This is a genomic window from Desulforhopalus sp. IMCC35007, assembly GCF_005116575.1.
Lineage (GTDB): Bacteria > Desulfobacterota > Desulfobulbia > Desulfobulbales > Desulfocapsaceae > Desulforhopalus_A.
Window position 1 is genome coordinate 1 of record NZ_SWCN01000010.1, and the last position, 24,593, is coordinate 24,593.

The following is a 24,593-nucleotide window of genomic DNA, read 5'->3' on the forward strand; positions in this document are numbered from 1 at the left end:
TTGCATCGGTAATGTCTGTGCCACCGATGGTGACTGTAGAAATACCGGCCTCTGCCCCAACAGTGATCGCCCCGTTAACGGTGTCACCGGAACCTTCAACCACACTGTTGTCGGCAGGAGTAACATCCGCATCCGCATCATCAATAGAGATGGTCGGCGCACCGTCGGTCAGGCCGTCGATGGTGATGGTAAGGGTTGCCTCAGAGGTATCACCATCAGCATCGGTGATGGTATAGGTGAATTCCTCGGTGAGAGTTTCACCATCGTTGAGGCTTTGAACAATTGGGTTGCCCGGAGTCAGTTCATAGATGTAAGACCCATCTTCGTTAATTATTAATGTTCCATAATCGGTGCTAAATTCCTCTCCAATGTTTCCGCCTGTTATTCCAGTAACCGTCGTTACATCCGCGCCCAGGGTATCTGCGCCAGTACCTGTAATTACGTTGCCGTTAAATGGAGTTGCAAGATCTTCAGAAATGGTGACAAAGTCAGGGTTTGCCACTGGTGCGGTATCAATGATCTGAATATCGAGAACATCAGAACTGCTTGCACCGGTGCTATCAGTAACCATAATGGTGAACTGGTCAATAACACTGTCATCGCCTGCACTATGATCTTCTGCCTCACCATCTTCCGTGTATTCGTAGGTGATCTCACCTGTCGCAGGATTATAGCCGGTGATGGTAAGAGTACCTTCGTCTCCGATTATAACAACTGGGCTAGCCGTTGCGTTGCTTATATCCTGACCAGCAATCGTGACAGCAGCAACGCCTGCTTCAGCTGAAATGACAATACTGCCGCTTGTGGTGGCTCCACTTCCTTCAGCAACACTGTTATCAGCCGACGTTATGTCTTCATCTTCGTCTGTTATTATTATAACAGGGGGTTGGGTTGGTGTTGGTGTTGGAGTTGCGGGTGTACCGGGGATAGCAGGTGCTTGGGGGGCTGAGACAGGAGAGGTTGAGACTGGAGTGGCTACTGCCGGAATTTCTTCGTCTGGGCTATCAGCAATATATTGGTTGTATTCGTGGGTCGTTGTCTCGTTGTTGCTATCTAGGAGATATGCACCAACCTGACCTTTTGAATCATCTCCTGCATGGTAAGTTGTTTGGAAATCATAGCTGTCAATGAGGCCTCCTGCAGCAGGATCGTCTGTGATGTCATCAATATTTTGATTTTGTGCCAGAGCCTCTACAATGGCTTCTTGAAGTTCAGCAACCTCTTGGATAACGGCGTCTCTTGGGTCAATATCCCCGAAAACGGATTCGTCAACAAGCAGCTGATCATTGCCTGCTAAAGATATGATACTTCCATCTTCGCCTATAATAGATATGCTGGCGTTGGCTGAAGTCGTTATTATCTCGTTTTCATAGATGAAGTCTCCAACTTGCAGTTCTCTGATCTGCCCATTTTCCGAACGTGCAGTTACGATACCGTTGATTGCCTGAACTTTTCCAACTTGAGCCATGTTGTACCTCATTAATATGCTTTATATAGCCAAGAGCATTGTGCTGCTCTGTTGTGGGCCGTTAGGTAAGGGATAATTTTTTGTTTCATTAACCGAGTCTTCTTATTGTAGGAATAATTCCTGCAAAAGGTAATTGTACCAAAGTACAATTTTTCACGGAGAATACAGGGGAAGGTGAAGTCACAATACCCCTTGGCTTTGGTAGGACTCCGCAAATAGAAAATAGAGCCGCAGATCCAGCTGTTTCAGAGATGGCCTAGGTACTGAGTTGCTGAGGTTGCGCAAAAAGATAGCCTTGTAGGGCATCAATGTTTGTCTCGAGCAACATCTGCACCTGCTCATTACGTTCAACGCCTTCTGCGATGACCAGTATGTCAAGACTGTGAGCAACGCCTGCTAATGCCTCTATAAAAAAACCGCTGTCGCCCTGGTCGTTCTCAAGCTCTTTAGTAAAACCTCGGTCTATTTTTACGTATTCAGGGCGCAGTGATTTTAAGTAGCCAAAATTTGTAAAACTCTGACCAAAATGATCCAGGCCGATCGAGTGGCCAAGCTCACCAACTTTTTTGGAGAAGTCTTTGACAATATCAAGATGTTGTACGGCGCCAAATTCTGGGAATTCGAAGATAATGTGGGGGTAGCTTCCTGGCAGTTTTGCAAGTTCGGAAATTACCCACTGAACAAAAAAGCGGTCGGTAAGAGATGATGGCGAGACGTTAACGGCAATTGTGTCCATTTTTGATAGTATCTCGTGCGCAGAGAAGATTCGACTAAGTACAACCTGATCAAGTTTTGAGATCATTCTTAGTCGTTCGGCAAGCGGTATGAAAATAGCGGCACTGACGAAATGGCCGGATTCTAATATAATACGAGAAAGCAGTTCCTGATGGACGATTTCGTCCTGTTTTCTACTGTTCATCACCGGTTGGCTAAAAAGGGCGATGTCTTTTCGCTGAAGAACATCGGCGAGCGTCTGTTTCCACCATGTTCGTCCCTTTACGGCGGTGTCTTTGTCTGCTGAAAATGGATTGATGAACGATTTATTCGGCCCTTTCTGCCGGGCTGCCTGCAAAGCACTGTCAGCCTCGGCAAGGAGTTGTGGAAGGGTCGGTGAGTGCTCGTAAAACACCCCTCCAATATATGCCAGATTATTTGTACTACTGCTGTTTTCAGTAGCTAAGCGGTTGATTTTAGACATAAGGATTTCGGCAAGGTCAATGGTGTCTGATGAACTGATCTGAGAAATGAAGATAGCAAAATCACCTCCGGTAAGTCTTGCCAGGGCAACGTCTTTTAAAATTTGTGTTTCTTTTTGAATAATATCACCAACATTTTTCAAAAGAGCGTCGCCTGACTCAAAGCCTTCGGCTTCATTAATGTTTTGCAGGTTAGCAACCTGAACCATCAGCAGGGCTCCGTTGACTTCTTCTTTGGCCGCTTCCAGACGTGCACCCACCTGAGCTGTCAGATAGCGCCGGTTGCCAAGACCTGTCACCTGGTCATAATATGCTTTCTGACGCAGACGTTCTGCGATCTTCGCCTGTCTGGTAAACATCTCCCTGACCTTTACAGTCATGCGGTTCATAGATTCGACAACGAGGCGGAGTTCCCGGGTTTTCGGCAGGACCTTCTGGATTTGGTATTCTCTGCGACAGATGGCTTCCGCCTGTTCCTCGACCTGTTTAAGAGGTTTGAGCAACACTTTTAAGCCCCAACTGCCAAGCAGAAGAATCACTGATCCGGCGAGGACGAAGTATGTACTTATTCGAATCATGGTTTTCCAAATGGTCTGATAGGCCAAACCGGGGTGACTTTCAATAAAAAGTGTTCCTGCCTGGGTCCAGCCAGACATGACCAAAGCTCCGGCCCTTGGCGCTTTTATAGAAATGAAATCAATAAACCAATCAGGTACACCGGCGATCTCAATCTTGAGGGTCCGTTCCGTAATCACTTTGTCATCGGGATCTCTTAGACTGATGATTCTGTAATAACCACGATCAAAAACGGCGTTTATCATGGTGTCTATGGTGGGCAAATCGTTTTCAGCCATGACTGGAGAGAGTGACAGGGCAAGAGATGTCGCAGTGTCCTGAGCATGGGACTCTAACTGGTTTATCAGAAATGAGCGGGTACTCTGGAGCTTTTCAACCCAAACACCTAAAAAAAGAATCATTACCAGGAATACGGTAAAGAGGAATAGTTGCCTGTGGAGTGTCATAATGTTTTCCTTTTTCTATTTCAATTTTTCGGGCATTCTTTTAAGGAGGCTTTGCCATCGTTCAAGGCGCACGTTGTCGCCGACCTTCTGACCTTGGCCTCGAGATTTTGCAAGCCAGAGGCCGGAGCCATTAAAACTGTAAACAGGGATTAAGTCTTTTCTCTGGGTGGCAGGCTTTATTGCTGCAATAAGATTGTCAAGGATGAGCGGAATGGCTCGTGGAGAGGCATAGTAGGTTACTACCATATGGGCTTGATTGGGGTTTAAGGCTCTGACGTAGGTCATGTGAATTTTTTTTTCGGCTACTCCGAGAGCTTTTAATGTGAAATATTTAGCCAGGGAGAAATCTTCACAATCCCCACCTCCTGTTGACAAAAATTCGATTGGTGTCGCCCAGTAATCTGATTTTTTCCAATGCACGATATCATCAATGAATTGAAGTTGATTGAAAAAGGAGTTTACCTTTTTAAGTTTTTCTTCCTCAGTTACCCCCGAACTTTCACGGATCAGTGTTTGCCAGGCAAGCAGTCGGAGTTTTGCGGATTCGCCGTACTGTAATTCCGCTGTAGATACAATCTCCTGGGGAAGAGTAAAGAGATTGTCGCTGCGTCCTATGCCAAAGAGACAGATGAGCAGCATAAAAATTAACGTAATTTTCTGCAGAATATAAGGATTGATATGGAAACAGTTTAGCAAAACAAATAAGCCACATGACGTAAAAAACTCAGACCAATTTCAATAAAAAAGTGTAAGAGTCGGTTAATAAAAAAGGATGTCCTCAAAGTAGCTTAGTGGAAGAAATAAAATATTTCCAATTTTTCACTGCATTTTTTGTTTTTTATTATCGGGACAGGTAAAGAAAATAATGAGCTCTTCGGAGGAAGAGTTGGTCAAAGGATGAAAAAGTTTCAGGAGTTGTTTCCATGTTTTGGAACATGTGAAGACAGTTGGACCGAAAACGAAAAAAGGCACTTACAGAAGTAACTGTAAGTGCCAATATTTTTGGTGGAGCTAGACGGGATCGAACCGTCGACCTCTTGACTGCCAGTCAAGCGCTCTCCCAGCTGAGCTATAGCCCCAATAACGGTCTCATTAAAAAGCAGGGATATCATTAACAGGGTTTATTTTGCGTGTCAACAGAAAATGATAAATAAATGAGTGGACAGAGCATATGACTTGCTAATGAAAAAGAGGTTTGGTATGTTTTGCAAGCTCGATAGAAGCGCTTTGTTTTCTGTATAAACATCAGTATTCCCACCTTCATTTCTGATTGAAATTGAGGTGGGAAATTACATATAGGGCGTAGTAAAGCGCCTGGATTACTAGGAAAAATGCATGTACTCTCCATTTAATTTTTTGTTTGGTTGGTTGTCAAATGATCTCGCGATAGACTTAGGTACAGCAAACACTGTCCTGTATGTCAAAGGAAAAGGAATTGTCCTAAGAGAACCATCCGTGGTTGCCGTCCGTCAGGATGGCCGAATGAATAAAGTCCTGGCTGTGGGCCAGGAAGCTAAAATGATGCTCGGCAAAACACCCGGAAACATCACAGCTATCCGACCTATAAAAGATGGTGTTATAGCCGATTTTGAAGTGACCGAAGCCATGCTGAGGTATTTTATCAATAAGGTGCATAACAGAAGAACTCTGGTGCACCCGCGTATCATCATTTCCGTTCCTTCCGGTATTACCCAGGTTGAGAAACGGGCGGTGAAAGAGTCTGCTGAGTCTGCCGGTGCACGTGAAGTCTATCTCATAGAAGAGCCAATGGCTGCTGCCATCGGTGCAGGGCTACCCATTACAGAGCCGACTGCCAATATGATTATCGACATTGGTGGTGGTACGACCGAAGTAGCTGTCATTTCACTGTCCGGTATTGTTTACGCTAAATCCGTTCGTGTCGCAGGTGACAAAATGGACGAAGCTATTCTCCAATACATCAAAAGAAAACATAACCTCGCAATAGGAGAGCGAACCGCCGAACTGATTAAGACTACTATTGGTAATGTCATGCCGGAGGAACCATATGAGGTTATGGATATAAAAGGGCGGGACCTTGTCTCCGGAGTGCCAAAGACCCTCCAGATTACAGCGGAAGAAATCCAGTCTGCCATCGCGGAACAGGTGGATGTTATTGTTGAGGCTGTAAGAGTTGCTCTCGAGGTGACACCGCCGGAACTCGCAGCAGACATCGTTGACAATGGAATTGTTTTAACTGGTGGTGGTGCTTTATTGAAAAACCTCGATAAATGTCTGAAAGAAGCCACGGGAATGCCAATAATTGTCGCAGAAGACCCTCTTTCATCCGTTGTTCTGGGTTCCGGAAAGGCACTTGATAATATCGATATCCTCAGAGAAGTTACTATCGAATAATCCATACTGTTTGCCTATACTGAGTGATGGATATCTGTCCATCACTTTTATTTTGCCTCTTGCTGTAGTGATCCGTGAGAAAACCATCTAAAACCAAGCAGGAACGGCCTTTTTTTTCCTCTATCAGGGTGCTGTTTCTGATCATAATTCTGGCGCTGGTTGGCCTACTGCTTCTGGCCTCTCTTCTTGGGGGACGATTTGGCACGCCACATCAACTCACTCTCGATTTCATAGGGCCACTGCAGAGTGCGGTGACCCGGTCGGTTGGAGGAATAGCAGCCTTAAAGAACGATTATATTGCCCTTTGGAATGTACGGGCAGAAAATAAGCGGTTACGTCTTCTGGTGGATAAATACCTCACGGAACTTGGTGAGTACCGGGAGGGGTATAGCAATTATCTTCACTTTGAGCAGCTTCTCGCTTTCAAGGAAAAACTACATTTTCAACCTCTGGCAGCGCGCGTCGTCGGCAAGGAACCTGCCTTTTGGTACCAGACCATTGTTGTCGACCGTGGCAGAAAAGATGATGTACTGGATGGAATGATCGCTCTGGCTCCAGCAGGGGTTGTTGGGCAGGTCATTCACACTGGGGAGCACTATTCTAAAATTCTGCTGGCTAATGCTCCCAGTAGTGCCATTGATGTGATGATTCAGAAAAATAGAATCCGTGGTATCTTAAAAGGTGCAGGAGAAAAAGGCTTTGTTCTCCACTATGTGTTGAAAAACGCCGACGTACAGGTGGGCGACAATATTGTGACTGCAGGTATCGGTGGTGTTTTCCCTGCCGGTATTCCACTTGGACAGGTTTCGAGAGTGTATAAAAAGAGACGTGGTATGTTTCAGGAAATTGAAGTCACCCCGTACGTAGATTTTCAAAAACTTGAATTTGTGCTCATTGATCCTACCGACAGACGTCAAATTCTCGATTCAATGGATCTCTCTACAAAGAGGTAGCTTCACTCATGATGGTCCTCGTATTCTGGTTGCTGGGAATTGCACTCATCGTCTTACAGACGACTCTGTTACAGTATCTGCCCCTATGGCTTGGACGCCCTGATTTTATTTTTATCTTCGTAGCCATTATCGCCTACCGTTTTGCCTGGATTCCTGGTATTTTTCTCGTTTTCACTATTGGCTGGATCCTTGATGTTGTCGCAGGCATTCAGCTTGGGATTTATCCTCTGATGTGCCTGCTTACTTTTACAGGTTTGAAAATCTTAACAAATAAAAGCCCTGTGAAAGAAACCACCTACCAGATACCTCTGGTTGGTCTCAGTTATTTTTTGATGCAGATGTTTCTCTATTTTATCTGTTCTCTCACGTCCCCAGATCTCTTGCCTGAGTGGTCCTGGGGAGTTACCTTGCAAAGAACGGCGTTGGTGATGGTTTCTGCAATTCCAATGTTTTTACTCTGTAGCTCACTCTATGAAAATATTCAGAAACGTCAGCTTCGCAGCAAACCCATGCGGCGTCGCCGTCCTAGAACGCAATAGCGTGAAGAAATGAGATTGAAATTAGCCTTTAAAGAAGTTCAGGAGATTGAAGAACGAGACGATGGAGCCCTTGACCTGCTGAAAAAGAGGTTGGTTGCGGTGACAGTAGTCGTATTGTTTTTCTTTGTCGTCATCATTCTGCGTCTCTGGTTCCTGCAGATTACCAATGGTGTTGAGTACGAAAAACGTGCCTATGGCAACCGGGTGAGAATCCGTCAGCTCGCTCCGCCAAGGGGGCATATCCTTGACCGATTCGGGAGGGAAATTGTCACCAATCGTCCTTCGTTCAATGTGGCACTCCTTCAGGAAGATTCCCATGATCTCAGTGATGTTCTGGAGCGACTGGCACCCATTCTGAATATGGAAGTGTCTGAGCTCTGGGAGAAGGTGAGAGAGGCCTCGGGTACACCCAGATATCTCCCGATTCTGCTGAAAGAGGATATTGACTGGAAAACTCTTGCCTATCTGGAAAACCACAATCATGAATTTTCAGGAATAAGAACAGAGGTACAACCGGTTCGGGTTTACCGTTATAATGATCTGGCCGCAAACGTCATTGGCTATCTGGGATCTATATCTAAACAGGAACTTGCCGAGGCAGACAGTGGGGTGTATAGCGGCGGTGATATCGTCGGTAAGAGAGGCCTGGAAAGGCTGAGGGAATCGGATTTACGGGGGGAAAAGGGCCACAGTTACACAGAGGTCGACTCCAAAGGATTTGAGCAGCAGATGCTGAAAGCCGAAGAGCCTCTCCCTGGCAGAGAAATTCGCTTAACCCTGGATGTTGATTTACAGCAGATTGCAGAAAGTTATATGGATGCTGGTGAAAAATCAGGTGCGGTGGTTGCAATGGAGGTGAATACCGGTCGGGTTCTGGCTGCGGTTTCTGCACCGACAATTCATATTCAGGATTTTATCGGAGGGATCTCCAGTACTAAGTGGAAGGAGTTGCTGGATAACCCCAAACATCCTCTCATAAATAAAGTCGCCCAGGCGACCTATCCTCCTGGATCTACGTATAAAATGGTGACAGCTCTGGCAGGTCTTGCCAAAGGTGTCATCGACGAAGATACGGTGTTCTACTGTCCGGGGCGATACTCTTTTGGAAATCGGACCTATCGATGCTGGAAGCATAGCGGGCATGGGCCGGTCGACCTTGAAAAAGCGATCAGCCAATCCTGCGATGTATATTTTTATCAGGTTGCACAAAGGGTTGGGGTCGATTCACTCGCTGAGTATGCCCAGAAACTTGGCCTTGGCAAACCTACCGGTATTGAGATGGAATACGAAAAAGCGGGGCTCACTCCGACCAAGAAATGGAAACTTAAAAACCGTAAAGCAAAGTGGCAGGAAGGGGAGACGCTTTCCGTAGGTATCGGTCAGGGATTTAATATTACCAGCCCTTTACAGATTTGTCTGATGACCGCAACCATCGCCAATGGTGGCAAGGTGTATCGACCGCAACTTGTCGAACAGGTAGTAGACCCTGAGGGGAATATTGTAGAGAGCTTTAAGCCTGAAATTACATCAGAACTTACAGGTGTTGACCATTATCTTGAAGCCATTAGAAAGGGTATGGAAGAGGTTGTTCAGGGCAAGAGAGGTACTGCAAGGTCCGTGGCGATTGATGGCCTGCGCATTGCTGGTAAAACTGGAACGGCTCAGGTTGTAAAACTGGCCCAATACAAGCACTTAAAAGAAGAAGATATTCCCTATAAATATAGAGACCATGCCTGGTTTACCTGCTTTGCACCGGCGGATAATCCGGAAATCGCTGTCACTGTACTTGTGGAACATGGCCTCCATGGTGGCTCTGGCGCAGGACCGATCGCCAAAGCAGTACTTAAACAGTATTTCAGTGGACGATTAAATCAGATTGTTCAGTGAGAGCCGCAATATTGAGAGTATGCTGAGATGAGTTTGTCAAATTTTACCGTAGGTGTGGGCATATGTTTCGTGTAGATAGGCGCTTGTTTGAAAATTTTGATATGGTCCTGATGATTCTTATCTGTCTCGTCTGCACCATGGCATTTTTTAACCTGTATAGTGCCTCCTCTCCTCCCAAAGGCTACGGTGCTGCACCTTATATTAAACAGGCGTATTTTTTCCTCATCTGTTTTGCACTCTTTGTTTTTGTCATCAGTTTTGATTATCAGGAATTACATTTCTGGAACTATCCTTTTTATATATTTATTATAGTGCTGCTGATTCTTTCTTATTTTGTCGGTGATTCTGCAGGAGGAGCGCAGCGCTGGATTAATATGGGCTTTTTAAAACTGCAACCATCAGAACCAGCCAAGTTGATGCTGGTTATCACCCTCGCCAGCTATTATTCAAGAAAAGAAATCAATGATGGCTATTCACTGAAAGATCTGGCAATGCCGATAGCTCTCACCGCCCTGCCTTTTGTTCTGATTCTAAAGCAACCGGATCTTGGTACGGCGTTGATGCTGGGGATAATTTTTGTATCGATGACAGTTTTCGTTAAATTAAAGATGTCCGCGTACACTATTCTGGGAAGTTCTGGAATTGCGCTTGGGGTTTTCGCCTGGGAGCGACTCCTCAAGCCGTATCAGAAGCAGCGAATTCAGACTTTTCTCAATCCAGAGAATGACCCGATGGGACATGGTTACCAGATTCTCCAGTCCAAAATCGCTGTTGGTAGTGGAGGAAAATTTGGCAAGGGATACCTTGAGGGGACTCAGGGACACCTGCATTTTCTACCTGAGCGACATACGGATTTTGCATTTTCTGTCTGGGGAGAAGAATGGGGATTTACAGGATCTCTCGTATTTTTAGGTGTCTATTTCTTTTTACTCATCTGGGGACTGTATGTGGCCATGAATGCTAAAGATCGTTTTGGGGTGCTGCTGTCCTTTGGAGTTGTGATGCTTATTTTCTGGCAGGCTGTAATAAATCTTTTTATGATAATGGGTTTTTTGCCGGTTGTAGGAATCCCTCTTCCGCTGGTTTCCTACGGAGGTTCTTCCCTGATTACAACAATGTTAGGTCTTGCAATTCTGATGAATGTTCGGATGCGCCGTTTCCATGCGAGTATGTCTGAAGGGGGAACGCGGGTAGCCTGATAGAGATTCTATTCTCTACGTTCTATCGATCTTATTGCCCGCCACGCCAGGAAGCCAATGATGGGTTTTCTGAGGTTACGGCTTGTAGCACCAGTTGTTTCAGGCCCTCAATAAAGACAGTATTGGTGTTCATTGAGGCAGAAGATCTCAGAGTGATGCCAAGATTTTTCGCCTGCTGGCAATAGAGTATATCAATCTCATAGAGTGTTTCGACATGATCAGAGACAAAGCTGATTGGCACCATAAGAATATTTTTGCATCCCTGGCTGGCCAGCTTCTTTATCATTTCCGGAGTGGATGGTGATAGCCATTCCACGGGGCCGCTACGTGACTGATAGCAAATTTGACCTTTATGCCCTGTAATCTTTTCTGTAGCTTCTATTGTTTGTAGAAGATGGTCCACGTATGGGTCACCGTCTTTTATAAAAGATGTCGGTAGACTATGGGCGCTGTAGACCACCTGGACAGCCTGGTCGTTAAATTCTTTCAGACCCGCGAGGATGTTATCGGCCAGTGCCTTGATATAGGAAGGTTGGACTGGCCATTCCTTAATGTAGTGGGTCGGCAGTGTTGGAGCGAAACGGGCAATACTTTTTTTCAACTCTGAAATCGAGGACCCGGATGTGGCTCTGGAGTAATGCGGATAAAGGCTGAGTGCTGTGATCTGCTCGACTCCTTTTCCCATGAGTTCTTTTATCGCTTCATCGGCAAACGGCGGCCAGTAGCGCATGGCAACAGTCACAAAATATTGATCTGTTCCCGTCTCATTGAGAGCTTTTTCAAGGCAGAATGCCTGTTGAAAAGTTATTTTCTTCAGAGGGGATCCGCCTCCGATTTTACTATAAATATTTTTGGATTTCGGTGTCCTTTTGTTTGCTATGTAACGGGCAATAACCTTTTGCAGGAAAGCGGGTCCCAACTTGATAATGTCCCGGTCTGAAAACAGATTGTAAAGAAACGGTTTAACATCATCAATTTTTTCAGGCCCTCCCATATTCAGGAGAACAACACCGTTTTTCTGTTTGTCCATGAAAATCTCTCGCTGATTTTTCTGTTACAAGATATTGCTCGGCCATTTTAATACCAATTTACAATCAATGCTATAAAACACTGAAAAGAATTGGAAATGAACTACTCTTGTGATTTTTGTTTGAGGAAAAACAGACAGCTTTCCTTGATTAAACAGTGGAGGAGAATATAATAAAGATATACTCAGGTCGGGCTTGGTTATATGGGCTGTTGTCTGCCCGTAGCATTACCGGTCTAAACCTGTCAGGGTGCACATGTGGTGCAAGATAGAGCAGTGGCAAACACTGTCTGATTTAGAGATGGAGGAATTTATATGGAACTAAAGATCGAAGCCAGAAATGTTGAATTGCGTAAAGGTTGGCAGACAAAGATCGAGGATGAGCAACAAAAGCTTATTCGCCATTACCCAAATTTCGTTCTCCATTTACGTGTAAGCATTGAGGCAACTACCCATTACAAAGAAGGTGGGTACGAGATCAAACTTGTTGCAACGGTACCAAATGACACGGTGGTTGTAACCAGAAGTTCTGAGATTGTCCGTGCGGGTTTGACTGAATCGTTTGATGTTCTGAACCTGAAACTGAAAGAAATTCAAAGGAAGAAGCGAAAAAGTAAAAAGCAACCGGGAGTGAGCGAGCAGGTTGATAACGTAGGGGTTATCAGAAAAGTTTCTCCCCATGAATCATACGGTTTTATAACCTCAGTTGATGAAAGAGATATCTACTTTCATGAAAATGCTCTCAAAAATATCAATATAGATGAACTGTCAGAAGGTGACAGCGTTGTGTACGGTGAGAGTTATGGGGATAATGGACCACAGGCATCCTGGGTTCGTTCAGCTGGATAAATACAACAATTTTTAGTAAAGACCTAAAATGGCCCTGGGTGTAAAGCCCAGGGCCATTTTTGTTCTGTTGTAAAACAGGTAGAAGGTTCGATAGTAGAATACAAACGTGGAAAAAACAGCTATATTTGACAGTTTATCGAACGGATCAGACCGGTAGCCAGAAGGGGCTGCACCAACAAAAAAAATGACGGGGTTGTGAGTGAAAGAGGAAATATATCTTATTGATGGCAGTTCATATATCTACAGGGCGTATCATGCAATTGCTCCCCTGACGAACAGTAAGGGTGTGGCGACAAATGCCGTTCTCGGGTTTGTGAAGATGGTGCAAAAGCTTATAAATGAACATGGCCCCAAATATCTGGCGATTGCCTTTGATAGCAAAGGGCCAGTCTTCCGGCACGATCTTTATAGGGAGTACAAGGCAAATAGACCACCAATGCCTGAAGATCTCCGGGAGCAGTTACCCTATATAAAAGAGTTCGTCAGGGCGTCAAACATTCTCATGCTGGAAGAGGCAGAGGTAGAGGCCGACGACATCCTTGCCTCAATAGCAGCAAGATATACGAAGCAGGGTTACAGGGTTGTAATTGTTTCAGGTGACAAAGATCTGCTGCAACTCGTCGATGACAGTGTCGCCATGTATGACCCGATGAAGAACAAGGTTATGGATAGGGCAGAGGTAGAGAAAAAATATGGGGTGAGGCCTGATCAGCTGCTTGATTTCTTTGCTTTGGTTGGTGATTCGGCAGATAATGTTCCAGGGGTTCCGGGAGTGGGGCCAAAGACTGCTGAAAAGCTTATCGCCGACTATGGCTCGCTTGATGGCCTTTACGAGCGGGTTGATACCTTAAAAAAATCAAAGATGAAGGAGAAAATCATTGATAATCGTCAACAGGCCTATCTCTCTCGGCAGTTGATTGACCTGAAAAAAGATGTCAAGATCCCGGAAAAAATCGACCAGTTTACCCTCCAAAAGGCAGATGATAGTTCCCTTGCAAGTCTCTACACGGAGCTTGAATTTTTATCACTTTTAAAAGGTATTGACACCTCGGAGAAAATTGAAACCGATACCTTTAAGGCAATCACGACTGTTGATGATTTAAAGAAACTCAGGACGGAACTCGACCATGCGCACCTGCTGGTGGTCGATACAGAAACGACCTCTCTTAACGCTCGCAGGGCCAAACTTGTTGGCCTCTCACTGTGCACCTCTCTTGAACGGGCCTATTACATACCGGTTGGTCATCTTGATGAACAGGGATGCTTATTGGATGGCCAACTCGATGAAAAGTCTGTAATAGAGTTCCTTGCACCGTATCTGCAATCAGAAAAGCTGCTCAAGGTAGGCCATAACCTAAAGTATGATTTCACAGTGTTGTCCCAGCATAGTGGCCTTGAGCTACGGGGGCCTCTCGCGGATACACTTATTGCGGCATATCTGACGGAAAGCGGTGGACGGTCACTCAAACTTGATGACCTGTGTCAGGAGCGGGGGCTTCGCATGACGTCGTTTACAGAGGTAGTCAATGGTGATAAACGGGAAGATTGTTTTGCCTACGTACCCATAGATAACGCGGTGAACTATAGCTGTGAAGATGTCTACGGCACCCTTGTTTTATGGCAGGAATTTGAGAAAAAGCTTGACCATCTCGGGCTGTCGTCTCTTTTCTGGGACGTAGAGATGAAGGTTCTGAGGCTTTTGGCTCAGATGGAAATTACCGGTATCTGTATTGATCTTTCGGTTCTTGCAGCACTCTCTCTTGAGTTTAATGAAAAATTAAGCTTGCTCGAAAAAGAAATATTTCAGCTTAGCGGACATGAGTTCAATATCAACTCACCTCGCCAGCTGGGAGTCATACTCTTTGAGGAACAGGGACTGCCCCACGGACGTAAGACCAAAACCGGTTATTCCACCGATGTTAAAGTGCTGGAGACGTTGGCTGCACAGCACGAACTCCCCAGGTTGGTTTTACAGTACAGGACCATGGCAAAACTGTTATCCACCTATGTTGATAAGCTGAGTTTGTTGAAAGATCCGGTTACCGGTAGAATTCACACCTCGTTTAATCAGGCGGTGACTGCCACCGGGCGACTTTCTTCAAGCGATCCTAACCTGCAGAACATCCCTATTCGTACAGAAGAAGGTGGGCGCATTCGTGGTGCTTTCGTTCCTGGAGATGGCTTGATATTCTTGTCTGCTGACTATTCACAGATTGATCTGCGGGTGCTGGCCCATTATTCTCAGGATGAAGCTTTGATTGAGGCGTTCCGTTCAGGAGCTGACATACACGCAAGGACTGCTGCCGAAATATTTAGTGTCTCCTCGCTGTTGGTAACATCCGAAATGCGCCGGGTCGCTAAATCTATAAACTTCGGTATTGTCTATGGTATGAGCAGTTTTGGCTTGTCAAACCAGCTTGGAATCAGTCGTAAAGATGCTCAGCGGTTTATTGATAAATATTTTGGCCTCTATAGCGGCGTTCAACGTTTTATGGAAGATATTGTCATGACCGCTCGGGAAGACGGGTTTGTTACTACTCTGCTGGGGAGGCGTCGAACAGTCGCCGATATTCACGCAAAGAATCGCAGTCAGCGTGAATTTGCAGAAAGAATGGCGATAAACACCCCCATTCAGGGGACGGCTGCGGATATTATCAAACTCGCGATGATCCATTGTGATGAAGCATTAAAGGCCAATGGTCTTCAGGCGAAGATGCTGCTGCAGATACATGATGAACTGGTATTTGAATTGCCGGAAGAGGAAATGGAACAGACAAAGGTTGTGATTAAAAAAGCCATGGAGGGTGCACTAACCCTTGATGTTCCTTTAGTTGCTAATTTTGAAATCGGCCACAGCCTTGCCAAATAAAAAATGAATTTTGGGCCAGAGTGCTGAATGTTTTGTGTCCTCTCCCTCTAAAGGATGTACACATTGACCTCGTAAATAGTGGAAGAAGCAAAGGAGAACAGGGTAGTGAAAAATAGGAGTGAAGCATTGTTGGAAGAGCTGGATATGTACGTGCAGTATGGTGTGCCGGAAAATGATCTGAAAGCGGCTAGAGCCGTTATCCATAATTATAGGGATGATGAAAGAATACTGCGCCTTCTTCGTGAGTATTATGTGGCTCTTCCAGAAGCAAGGGAGGAGCCGGTACACTCTCTGAACCGTCTCATGGAGCAAAGTGGGGTGGGGTTATTCGTTATTGTTTGTACTTCTTATTCCTATCTCTATGTCATTTCCCCAGAAGAGGTACTGTTGCTCGGTGAATACCGGAAAGAGGTGCCTGAGGAGGTGCTCTCTTTTTTTGGTTATGGCTCTCAGGCGGCCTTTTTGAAAGATTGTCCTGCCATCGAAAAATTAAAACCTTTTCCATCTGGGAAAAAAGGGGCGAAGTCAGGCTGCCCTGTTTGCGGGGTTTTAGAGGGTGAAGAGCATCTTTTAGGCTGTATTGTTGAGATCTGTCCGTGGTGTGAAGGAACGCTAAATAGCTGTAACTGTCGATTTGAGCAGTTGAAAATAGATGAAATTGAAACCGAAGAGCAGTTAGAAACCTTCAGTGAACTTCTTGAGGCCAAGGGAAGAATTCCCTATACTAAAGAGCAGAATGTTTCTTTTCCCGGAACAAGCGAAGGTCTTGACAAACCAGTAAATGCAGAGGGATAAGGTATACAGTTCTCCAGAGTAGACGTGAAATGTTTCACGTCTACTCTGGGGGATAGATTTAATTGCCGTTGACAGATTTGAGGTAGCGGTAAAGATCTGAATCTGAAGAAAGAACCAGAGAGCTGTTTTTACCAACTATTTCTGGGTAGCTTTCCAGAGTTTTCAGAAAAGCATAAAAATCAGGGTCCTGAGAGTATGCATCACCATAGATCTTGGTGGCCTCTGCATCTGCTTTACCTTTAATGGTTACTGCTTCCTTGTTAGCGGTGGAAAGGATCTCCTGGAGCTCACGGTCTACAGTACCAAGGATTTCGGCCTTCTCGCCTTCACCCATAGATCTTTTTTCTGCAGCGATTCTTTTTCGCTCAGAGATCATTCGGTCATACACCTTTGCTTGAACTGACTCAATGTAGTTGACACGTTTCATCATGACATCAATGAGCTCGATGCCGTACTGAGGAGTGATCTTTGAAGCGAGGTCAAGTATCTGGTTGGAAATTTTATCCCGACCGTTTACCGGTTTTTTGCCGATACTTGCAGCAGGAGTGGATTTTGACATGGTTTCAAGCGACCAGTCGGAACTGCGAATAATTTCTGTGAGGTCATTTTTGTTGACCATGTCACGAACCGTACCATCAATGATATCACTGAGGAGTGATTGGGCCCGGGTTTCATTTTTCACTGCCTGCAAAAACTGTAGTGCATTAGAAATCCGCCAGCGGGCGGTAACATCAAGATACACATAGGTTTTGTCATTTGTAGGTATCTGATTAGGTTCTCCGTCCCAGATGAGTATTTTCTTTTCAAAAATCTCAGTGTGCTGAACAAAGGGCATCTTAAAATGTATGCCAGCTTCCGTTACCGGGTCACCAACAGGTGCACCGAACTGAGTGATAACAACCTGCTGTCCCTCTTCGAGAATGAAGAATCCGTCATAGACAATTACAATTGCCAGAAGGACGAGACCAACAAGAAAGAATTGAGCGATCTGTTTCATATCTATTTCCTTTATGTAATTTCTGTCTATTTAGGTTGATTTGCCAAACCGGCAGCTGAAGTGATGTTCAACAGCGGGATGGGGGATTGCTGATCCTTGTCAATCACATAAACAGATTGTACATTTGGTAAGATCTCTTTCATGGTTTCAAGGTACATCCTCTGTCGCGTAACATCCGGGGCATTTTTATATTCTTTCAGAATGTCCATAAAACGCTGTGATTCACCTTGGGCATCATTGATCCGCTGTGCCCTGTAACCATAAGCTTGTTCAATAATTTTCTTTGCATCACCGGAGGCCTTGGGGATAACCCGGTTGTAGGTCTCCTGGGCCTCGTTGACCAGACGTTTCATATCCTGATCCGCTTCGTTGACTTCGTTAAACGCAGGTTTAACAGGGTCTGGTGGGTTAATGTCCTGAAACTGTACTGTACCGATTGAGACTCCTGTCATACCTGTTGGAAAAAGTTTGTCGAGGTTATCCTGAAGTTCATTCTTTACCGAGGCTGCAAGAAGGTCACGGTTACTGAGAACATAATCAAAATCCATATTGCCAACGATACGACGGGTTACACTCTCGGACATATCCCTGATAGCCTGGCGGACATTTGCGACCTTGAACAGGTAGGCGTAAGGATCTGCCACCCGGTACTGAACAATCCATGCCACGTTAATGACATTTTTGTCAGCGGTAAGCATCAGGCTTTCCATGTCATAGCCCTTGCGGTCGAATGTTGCCTGTTGTCCTGGAAATCTGCTTCGAAAGCCAAATTCTTCTTTCCTGATACTTTCTACGTCAACTTTGAAGAGTTTGTCGATATAGGGAATTTTAAAGTGAAGGCCTGGAGGAGTTGTTCTTGAATATTCACCAAGTCTGAGGACAACGCCAACTTCACCGGGAGAGATTTTGAAAAATGAGGAATACACACCTTGTAAAATTATTATCACAAGGGCGATGGCCAACAGCTTTCCTATGCTTGCAAAGGGAGAAGATGGACCGGATGGCTGGTGTGGGGCATCACCGGGCGGAGGTGGTGGCTTTTTGTTATCCGAGAAAAAATCCTGTAGCTTATTAATCAGTTGCGCGACAACTTCTTCCGGGGTCTGAGGTTTGTTTTTCTTCCCCCAGGGAGGCTGTTGATCCTGATTGGACATAGATGGTCTCCTGCTCGTCAATTATGAAAAGGTTATACAATAGAGAACTCTGTCCTCCTAACCATTATAGGAGTGAGTTCGCTATAATTTCGTTCTGCCAGTTAACCGATAAGATTAATAATTGATTGATACGATTGCAATCGCAATCGTTAATTTATTATGAGAGTGAGTGGCCTTCGGCTTAAAGTATGGTAAAGAGTGCCCTGTGCCAGCTCAGCCAGAGGAGCGCAAGTGTGGCTGATATGAGACAAAATTGTATGGTAAAGGAGTCTCTCCATACAAAAAAAATGGGCAGTCGGATTATATTACCTGTGAGTAGACCGCAAAGGAGACCAAACAGATGTGCACCGAGATCGGTGCGTTCTCCACTGGACCCCAGTAAGGCCAGGAGCGCGAGTCCGGCCATCACAGGCATGAGAAAATGAATGCTTTGGCTTCTGCTTTTTCCAGAATAATTCATTGTGCAGAGCATTCCGATCACCACAAAGACTGCTGTGGAAAATCCTACAAAATGATGGTCTGAACCGTGGACGAGAACGTTGATCAGGTTTGCGAGTGCAGAACTTACAAGAACAGAAAAAACACCTATTCCGTTACCCGTTGTCAGCAGAAGAAAATGAAGAAGAAAGCCGCCTAGTAAGCAGTTGCTCATGAGGTGAACGATGTCGGCATGGAGGGTAAGGGCGGTGATAAGTCTGTAATATTGGCCCGATGATAAAATCAGGTCTGAATCACCGGCACCAGCAATAAAATAGATACCTCTTACATGCCAGTCACCGCTTAACGCATACATGTAGACCAGGCCCGCGATACAAAGAGGAGCCATGGCCCGAAAGGCGGGGGCGTAGTTGTCAGTGGGTGGGGCAGGTGGCCAGTTGCGGTTCTCATCACTATAGCGTCGCAGCTCTTCCTGCGCTTCCTGCAGGACCGATATGTCCACATACATTTCTATATGATGGCTATGAATAAACTGGATACGGTGGGATATCCCTGCAGCAGAGAGCACCAGAGAGCTGGTGTTGAGTCCTTCGATACTTGAAAAACTGACCAGTCTCACTTCCTGGAGGTCTTCAGTATCGGATGGTTCCGGGGAGACGGACAACATATGAAATCTGGAGCCCGGTTGAGCGGGCTCCAGTAGCAGAGGCTTAGCTGAGTTGGCTTATACTTACAATGGGGCCGAATTGTTCTTTGAGTTGAAGGAGTTCAGCCTTTTGGGACTCATAAATCTCAAAAAGGGTTTTCGGAATATTTGGTTCTTTATTGTATGCTTCTTCTTGAAGATCGATCCTGGCAACGATCTTGTCAATATATAAAGAGAATTGCATTTCATAAAGAGAATGAGGATATTCCTTGTTTATGCCTTTAAAAAGAGCAAGAAGATCATCGTATTTGGGCAACAGACCTATGGGAGTGGTAATGGCCTGCACGTCACCATTGGCAAAAAGTTCCAGCCAGCCGAGCCACACTTTAACATCCTTTTTTTCACCGAGTAGGGCAGTACCTTCACCACCTCTGTTTTCTTTATTGAGAAAGTAGTTCAGGCCTGCCATGATAGGCCGGGTGGAGTCACTGAATTTGGCTGAATTGAAAAACAGAAATTGGGCCTTCATATAGTCTGCTAGGGCGCCGGGAATAAAGGGGGCATTCGCCCAAGGCTGTCTGTTGACGCCCGTGGCACCCACCTCGGTAGCCGTTGCCTTCGATACAATGGACGCACCAATTGCAACCCCTGCATCGGAATTTTTGGCAACCCAGACAGGAGGCATGGTGTCGGAATCCCTGCCGGAATACGTTATAACCTTAATCGGTGTACCTTCAGGATTCTCAGAGAGCTCTGTTGCATGGTTGGCAATTGCAGAGGCGAGCAGGGTGCATCTGGAGTTTTTATGTGACATCGGTATCGGTTTGCCGGCAGCGTCGGTTTTTCCTTTGAACCATTCTCCCTGGAAATTGATACCATCTTCAGGTGCTACTTCGCCATTGCCGACCCAGTGAGGTACACCGTCTTTAACAAGAACGTTAGACCAGATAACCTCTGTGCCATCTCCACGCAGACAGTCCATCAGGTAGGGGTCGCCTTCCCTGTTGACATCCTCGACAATACCAAAGATACCTTTCTCCGGGTTGATAGCCCGTAATATTCCATCTTTATCTATCCAGAACTGAGCCAGGTCGTCGCCAATGAAATCTGTACCAACCATGGCGGTGGTTGTTTTCCCGCAACCAGATGGGGCAGCACCTGCAAAAAAAGTTTTTCGTCCACCAGGCCCAGTCATACCGGTGATAAACATATGTTCAGAGAGCTGCTCCTCAATTTTATAGTACGTTGCATAGTCGACACTGAACCTGTGATTGCCTTTTTTCAGTAATAGAGTGTTGCCCGCATAAGTGCAGAATGTTGAGTATGTGGTGAACCAGCTGCGATCCATAAAAATACGGGCATTTGGCACATTCTCAGGAGTGTTCTTACCTTCGGAATGTAGGTTGGTGAAAAACAGTCCAACTCTGCTTGCTTCTGCATTAAAATCGGCGAAACAGTTTCTGTAAAGGAGTTCGGCTGAGTGCATTACATAGCCAGAAGACGAAATCTCAATGGCAGGGTAACAGGCTTCAGCGCCAACAGGACCGCGGCTGTAAAAACCAACCATCAGGGTTTTACCAGCCATTATGCCAGGCATGAAAGTTTTTACGTAGTCCGTGGCCTCTGCTCTTGGAATAGTTTTGGCGAGAGAACTCATCTGCTCACCTTCGTTAACTATGTAAAAGGTCTGCTTGACCAGGCGGGCCTGATCTTCAGGAAGATCAAAATGAATGGTATGCCCTTCTTTGGCAAGCTTTTTTTCCTCACCTTGTCGCAGAGAGTATTCTCGTATCCATTGAACGTCTTCGGGTGACCCGCTATTTATAAAGACGCTGTCCGGCTGACACATGGAGATGGTATTGGCAATTTTAATGAGCGCTTCTTCATTTGTAATAGTTTCTAACTTTTTTCTATTGGAAACGTCGATCTTGCTGTCAAAGATTGCTCGTGCTTCAGTGATATTGTTGATACCACCGACACTTTCAAGAATATCTTTGCCTTTTTTCAATTCAAGCATTCCATGCTCCTTTTACAGATAGCTCAGTTTACACCATTTATGGTCTGGATATTACTCATCGTCAATTAATCAAACGCTGCCATAATATGAATATTTGTGTGGACAGTCAAGAGTAAGATTGTCTGGGGGGCAAGAATAATATGGGACAAAATGTCCTGATATCATTGAGATCAAAAGCTTTTGTTATACGGTTGTTTGGATGGCCAAAGGGATTTAGATAACATAAAATAGACTTATGTATAAGTGTTTGTGATTAATATCAGATCTTGTCCTAACACAGGTAACTGTCGTAGTGACGCTCTGTTTGGTGTTTTTATTGTTAAAAATATCTTTTTAGATGGGACATACCTGATCATGTTCTTGAAAAAAACAGATAAATGCATGAGAATGATAGGTGAATATTTATTGCGGATTCTGGTTCTGGTGTATATTTGTCCACAGGCACGAAGTTGTGCGAGTGGTCAACTCTATCATTGTTATGTGCTGGTTGATCTGTTTCTAAAATTCACCAAGATGAGATTGCCCCCTTCCTGGAGCTAAAAATATATATGATTTATTTTCCAGATTTAATCAGGGCTGAAAAGCAAAGAGGTATCAGTCTCAGCCAGAAAGACAGGGATGAAATGCTCCAGCAGGCGTGCCTTGAGCTGGCAAAGCGAGCGATGCTGGGGACGGGGATTCTGCCGCTTTGTTTGATTCTCGTTTTTGTCGGTTCGGATTGTTTTTCCGTTGCCCCGATAACCTCTAGTGTACTATGTGCACTCATGGCCATTGCAGTTGCCTTGAGGGGCTTTGCGGTACACCGGATTATGCATAGACCTGAGGGGCAGACGGAGAGATATCTCAAGATTCTCTTTCGCAGTTCGCTTGCAATGGCTGCTATCTGGGGAACCGTCACCGCTCTATTTATTTATTATTTTTTCTTTGACCTCCCTGTTGTGCTTATTTTGATCCTCTCCGTTGGTATTGGGGCTGGTGCCATCTCAAGCTTTTTTATCTTTCGCAGTCTTGCCGTCTCCTATCTTTGCTGTGCTTTTTTACCTGGTATCGTTACCGCAGGTCTTGCAGGCTCCCCCGAGCTGCTCCCGGTGGTTGCAGCCATGGTCTTCTTTATAATTTTTAATACAGGCCAGTTGAAATATTGGAATGAACAGTACTGGGATAATCTGCTGACCACCAATCTTTATAAGATGCAGACATACAGGCTTTCGCAGTCCATGATGGATCTTGAGGTCATGATGGAAAAACATCGGCAGCGAGAACTGGATGCAGAAAGTGCGGAATCAAGAATGCGTCAGCTGTTTGATTATTCTTTCGATGGAATCGTCATAGCAGATCTTGCTGAAAGGGTGCTTGATGTCAACCAGACAATGCTCAATTTCATGACTGAACTGGCGGACGAGGTGGTTGGTAAGAGGCTTAGAGAAATCCTCAGGGAGCCGGAGAGTGGCAAGGATTCTATTGCCGATCAGCTCGAAAAGGCGAAAAAAGGAAAGACATGTTCTTTCTCCTGCTGGATTCGTCTGAAAAGCAGTGACTATTACGTCTGTATCAATCTTCGTCGGGTACTGTGGTTTGATCAGCAGGTTCTCTTTATTACCGTTCGGGATAGAACGGATACGGTGGGAACGAAAAACAGCCGTAGCTTTGGGCACGAACCGCTTACTGACAGTGAAGTGTATATGAAGGCTATACTGCAAAATATAGAATTGCCCCTCTACTGTAAGGACTTGCAAGGTAAATATATCGCAGTGAACTCGACCTTTGAAAAAATCTGTGGCAAGACACGTGATCAACTGAAAAACCAAAGCGACATTGATGTCTTTGAAGAAAATGTCGCAAACTTTTTCAGTTTTCGTGATACAGAAATTATGACAACCGGGGAGTCCGTCGAGATTGAAGGGACCTTCCAGCTGGGTGGCCAGGAAAGAAATCTGCTGATTCATAAGTTCCCTCTGAGAAACAGTGAACATATGATATATGCGACGGCAGGTATCTGTTCTGATGTGTCCACCCTGCAGAAAACCCTGCATGCCGCCCAGCTTGCAAATGAGGCGAAATCTGAATTTCTCGCTTCTATGTCCCATGAGTTGCGCACACCTATGCACTCTATTTTGTGTTTTGCCCGGCTTGGGGAAAAACGGGCCGCACTTGGGGACTGGAGTAAGCTTGAATCATATTTTAAAATGATCGTCACAAGTGGCGACCTTCTCCTGGAGCTTCTCAATGATTTGCTGGATCTCAGCACCCTGGAGTCTCTTCCTGTATGTTCTGACTTCAGAGAGCATGATCTTGGAGAAGATGTGGGCAAAATTGTTTCTGAATTCCTGGCAATGACGGATGAGAGGAACATTACTCTAAGCTATCAAAAACCTCAGTTTCCTCTGTTGTCAAGCTATAACCAGATACGAATCTATCAGGTACTGAGAAATCTGATCGCCAATGCCCTGAAGTTCTCGTCAGCTGGGCAGGAAATATATATCGATATTGGCACGGATCACATTGAGGTCGATCAGGAGATCCGCCCGGCATGGAAGGTGCGAATTGTAGATCATGGTATCGGTATCGAAGACGATCAACTTGAGCGGGTGTTTGAAAAATTTGCTCAAGGAAGTAAGGCTTCAAATGCTGGAGCTGGGGTCGGTCTTGGCCTTGCGATTTGCAAAAGGATTATTGAAGATCACAAAGGAAAAATCTGGGCAGAACAAAATGAACCGTCCGGAGCCATTTTTACTTTTCTGCTTCCCTTTTCAGAGGGGGAAGAGGTTTCAGGATGACTGAAGGCTCAATGTAGTGATTATGTAATATCTTGATATTACAGTAAAAGATCAATGTAAGATTGCATCTCTTGGTAAATCGTGCTATACGGCTTCGTTAATAAACACTGTCGCAGGCCTCAAGTGCCACTGTAGTGGAGGTGCTTTGCTGTAAAAGCTGTGGAGTGAGTGTTTAGGTGGGAACAAAAAAAGGGCTGCAACCCCTAGTAAGGTTGCAGCCCTTGAATTGTTAGTTGGTGCCGAAGAGAAGACTCGAACTTCCACGGGGAGACCCCCACTAGACCCTGAACCTAGCGCGTCTACCAATTCCGCCACTTCGGCAACGCGCATGAATATGCTTCTTGAGCGGGGTTTTGTCAAGACTTTCTTGTGATAGATTATAAAAAA

At 45.3% G+C, this 24,593-nt stretch carries 17 protein-coding genes and 2 tRNA genes; 9 read left to right on the forward strand and 10 right to left on the reverse strand.

Annotated elements, in window-relative coordinates; genetic code table 11:
• The 4 genes from FCL48_RS11850 to FCL48_RS11865 form a co-directional block, all read right to left on the reverse strand.
• A partial coding sequence (locus tag FCL48_RS11850) for a retention module-containing protein (RefSeq protein ID WP_169309196.1) occupies positions 1–1,468 on the reverse strand: 1,468 nt, incomplete at its 3' end.
• A 256-nt stretch (positions 1,469–1,724) separates the two neighbouring features.
• A complete protein-coding gene (locus FCL48_RS11855) occupies positions 1,725–3,686 on the reverse strand; it encodes an EAL domain-containing protein (RefSeq protein WP_136872504.1) in 1,962 nt (653 codons plus the stop codon).
• A 15-nt stretch (positions 3,687–3,701) separates the two neighbouring features.
• Positions 3,702–4,325 (reverse strand): transglutaminase-like cysteine peptidase, encoded by a 624-nt coding sequence (locus FCL48_RS11860; protein ID WP_136872505.1) that lies wholly within the window; start codon positions 4,323–4,325, stop codon positions 3,702–3,704.
• Between the two features lie 364 nt (positions 4,326–4,689).
• Positions 4,690–4,765, reverse strand: a tRNA-Ala gene (locus tag FCL48_RS11865).
• 256 nt (positions 4,766–5,021) lie between these two features.
• Here FCL48_RS11865 and FCL48_RS11870 point away from each other — a divergent pair.
• The 5 genes from FCL48_RS11870 (at position 5,022) to rodA (ending at position 10,637) form a co-directional block, all read left to right on the forward strand.
• Positions 5,022–6,059: a rod shape-determining protein gene (locus tag FCL48_RS11870; RefSeq protein WP_136872506.1), complete on the forward strand. Its 1,038-nt coding sequence runs from the start codon at positions 5,022–5,024 to the stop codon at positions 6,057–6,059.
• A 74-nt stretch (positions 6,060–6,133) separates the two neighbouring features.
• A complete protein-coding gene (gene mreC, locus FCL48_RS11875; protein WP_136872507.1) occupies positions 6,134–7,012 on the forward strand; it encodes a rod shape-determining protein MreC in 879 nt (292 codons plus the stop codon).
• 8 nt (positions 7,013–7,020) lie between these two features.
• A complete protein-coding gene (locus tag FCL48_RS11880) occupies positions 7,021–7,551 on the forward strand; it encodes a rod shape-determining protein MreD (RefSeq protein WP_136872508.1) in 531 nt (176 codons plus the stop codon).
• A gap of 9 nt (positions 7,552–7,560) precedes the next feature.
• Complete coding sequence (mrdA, locus tag FCL48_RS11885; protein ID WP_240744830.1) at positions 7,561–9,438, forward strand: penicillin-binding protein 2; 1,878 nt, start codon at positions 7,561–7,563, stop codon at positions 9,436–9,438.
• Between the two features lie 62 nt (positions 9,439–9,500).
• Positions 9,501–10,637, forward strand: coding sequence for a rod shape-determining protein RodA (rodA, locus tag FCL48_RS11890; protein ID WP_136872509.1), 1,137 nt, complete (start codon positions 9,501–9,503; stop codon positions 10,635–10,637).
• A gap of 31 nt (positions 10,638–10,668) precedes the next feature.
• Here rodA and hemH read toward each other — a convergent pair whose 3' ends face one another.
• Positions 10,669–11,667, reverse strand: coding sequence for a ferrochelatase (hemH, locus tag FCL48_RS11895; protein ID WP_136872510.1), 999 nt, complete (start codon positions 11,665–11,667; stop codon positions 10,669–10,671).
• A 312-nt stretch (positions 11,668–11,979) separates the two neighbouring features.
• On the opposite strand from hemH, the gene FCL48_RS11900 reads away from it, so the two are divergent.
• The 3 genes from FCL48_RS11900 to FCL48_RS11910 all read left to right on the forward strand — a co-directional run bounded on the left by FCL48_RS11900 (position 11,980) and on the right by FCL48_RS11910 (position 16,177).
• Positions 11,980–12,513: a cold shock domain-containing protein gene (locus tag FCL48_RS11900; RefSeq protein WP_136872511.1), complete on the forward strand. Its 534-nt coding sequence runs from the start codon at positions 11,980–11,982 to the stop codon at positions 12,511–12,513.
• 199 nt (positions 12,514–12,712) lie between these two features.
• On the forward strand, positions 12,713–15,382 hold the full coding sequence (gene polA, locus FCL48_RS11905) for a DNA polymerase I (protein ID WP_136872512.1): 2,670 nt from the start codon (positions 12,713–12,715) through the stop codon (positions 15,380–15,382).
• A 105-nt stretch (positions 15,383–15,487) separates the two neighbouring features.
• The gene (locus FCL48_RS11910) at positions 15,488–16,177 is read left to right on the forward strand and encodes a hypothetical protein (protein WP_136872513.1); all 690 of its coding nucleotides are present in this window, start codon (positions 15,488–15,490) and stop codon (positions 16,175–16,177) included.
• A gap of 58 nt (positions 16,178–16,235) precedes the next feature.
• Here FCL48_RS11910 and hflC read toward each other — a convergent pair whose 3' ends face one another.
• From hflC to FCL48_RS11930, 4 genes are all read right to left on the reverse strand, one after another.
• Positions 16,236–17,174, reverse strand: coding sequence for a protease modulator HflC (hflC, locus tag FCL48_RS11915; protein WP_136872514.1), 939 nt, complete (start codon positions 17,172–17,174; stop codon positions 16,236–16,238).
• 26 nt (positions 17,175–17,200) lie between these two features.
• On the reverse strand, positions 17,201–18,328 hold the full coding sequence (gene hflK, locus FCL48_RS11920) for an FtsH protease activity modulator HflK (RefSeq protein ID WP_136872515.1): 1,128 nt from the start codon (positions 18,326–18,328) through the stop codon (positions 17,201–17,203).
• Between the two features lie 181 nt (positions 18,329–18,509).
• Positions 18,510–19,433 carry a rhomboid family intramembrane serine protease gene (locus FCL48_RS11925; RefSeq protein WP_136872516.1) on the reverse strand — a complete coding sequence of 308 codons (924 nt, stop codon included), beginning with the start codon at positions 19,431–19,433 and terminating at the stop codon, positions 18,510–18,512.
• Between the two features lie 43 nt (positions 19,434–19,476).
• Positions 19,477–21,429: a phosphoenolpyruvate carboxykinase (GTP) gene (locus tag FCL48_RS11930; RefSeq protein ID WP_136872517.1), complete on the reverse strand. Its 1,953-nt coding sequence runs from the start codon at positions 21,427–21,429 to the stop codon at positions 19,477–19,479.
• 548 nt (positions 21,430–21,977) lie between these two features.
• Here FCL48_RS11930 and FCL48_RS11935 point away from each other — a divergent pair.
• Positions 21,978–24,206: an ATP-binding protein gene (locus FCL48_RS11935; protein WP_136872518.1), complete on the forward strand. Its 2,229-nt coding sequence runs from the start codon at positions 21,978–21,980 to the stop codon at positions 24,204–24,206.
• A 234-nt stretch (positions 24,207–24,440) separates the two neighbouring features.
• On the opposite strand, the gene FCL48_RS11940 is transcribed toward FCL48_RS11935, so the two are convergent.
• Positions 24,441–24,527, reverse strand: a tRNA-Leu gene (locus tag FCL48_RS11940).
• Positions 24,528–24,593: the final 66 nt, after the last annotated feature.

Bases quoted from the DNA above. Each gene is read 5' to 3' on its own strand.
- hflK (WP_136872515.1), bottom strand. From the start codon at position 18,328: ATGTCCAATCAGGATCAACAGCCTCCCTGGGGGAAGAAAAACAAACCT.
- FCL48_RS11870 (WP_136872506.1), top strand. From the start codon at position 5,022: ATGTACTCTCCATTTAATTTTTTGTTTGGTTGGTTGTCAAATGATCTC.
- rodA (WP_136872509.1), top strand. From the start codon at position 9,501: ATGTTTCGTGTAGATAGGCGCTTGTTTGAAAATTTTGATATGGTCCTG.
- FCL48_RS11935 (WP_136872518.1), top strand. From the start codon at position 21,978: ATGATTTATTTTCCAGATTTAATCAGGGCTGAAAAGCAAAGAGGTATC.
- FCL48_RS11900 (WP_136872511.1), top strand. From the start codon at position 11,980: ATGGAACTAAAGATCGAAGCCAGAAATGTTGAATTGCGTAAAGGTTGG.
- hflC (WP_136872514.1), bottom strand. From the start codon at position 17,174: ATGAAACAGATCGCTCAATTCTTTCTTGTTGGTCTCGTCCTTCTGGCA.
- FCL48_RS11860 (WP_136872505.1), bottom strand. From the start codon at position 4,325: ATGCTGCTCATCTGTCTCTTTGGCATAGGACGCAGCGACAATCTCTTT.
- hemH (WP_136872510.1), bottom strand. From the start codon at position 11,667: ATGGACAAACAGAAAAACGGTGTTGTTCTCCTGAATATGGGAGGGCCT.
- FCL48_RS11855 (WP_136872504.1), bottom strand. From the start codon at position 3,686: ATGACACTCCACAGGCAACTATTCCTCTTTACCGTATTCCTGGTAATG.
- mrdA (WP_240744830.1), top strand. From the start codon at position 7,561: ATGAGATTGAAATTAGCCTTTAAAGAAGTTCAGGAGATTGAAGAACGA.
- FCL48_RS11880 (WP_136872508.1), top strand. From the start codon at position 7,021: ATGATGGTCCTCGTATTCTGGTTGCTGGGAATTGCACTCATCGTCTTA.
- FCL48_RS11925 (WP_136872516.1), bottom strand. From the start codon at position 19,433: ATGTTGTCCGTCTCCCCGGAACCATCCGATACTGAAGACCTCCAGGAA.
- FCL48_RS11930 (WP_136872517.1), bottom strand. From the start codon at position 21,429: ATGCTTGAATTGAAAAAAGGCAAAGATATTCTTGAAAGTGTCGGTGGT.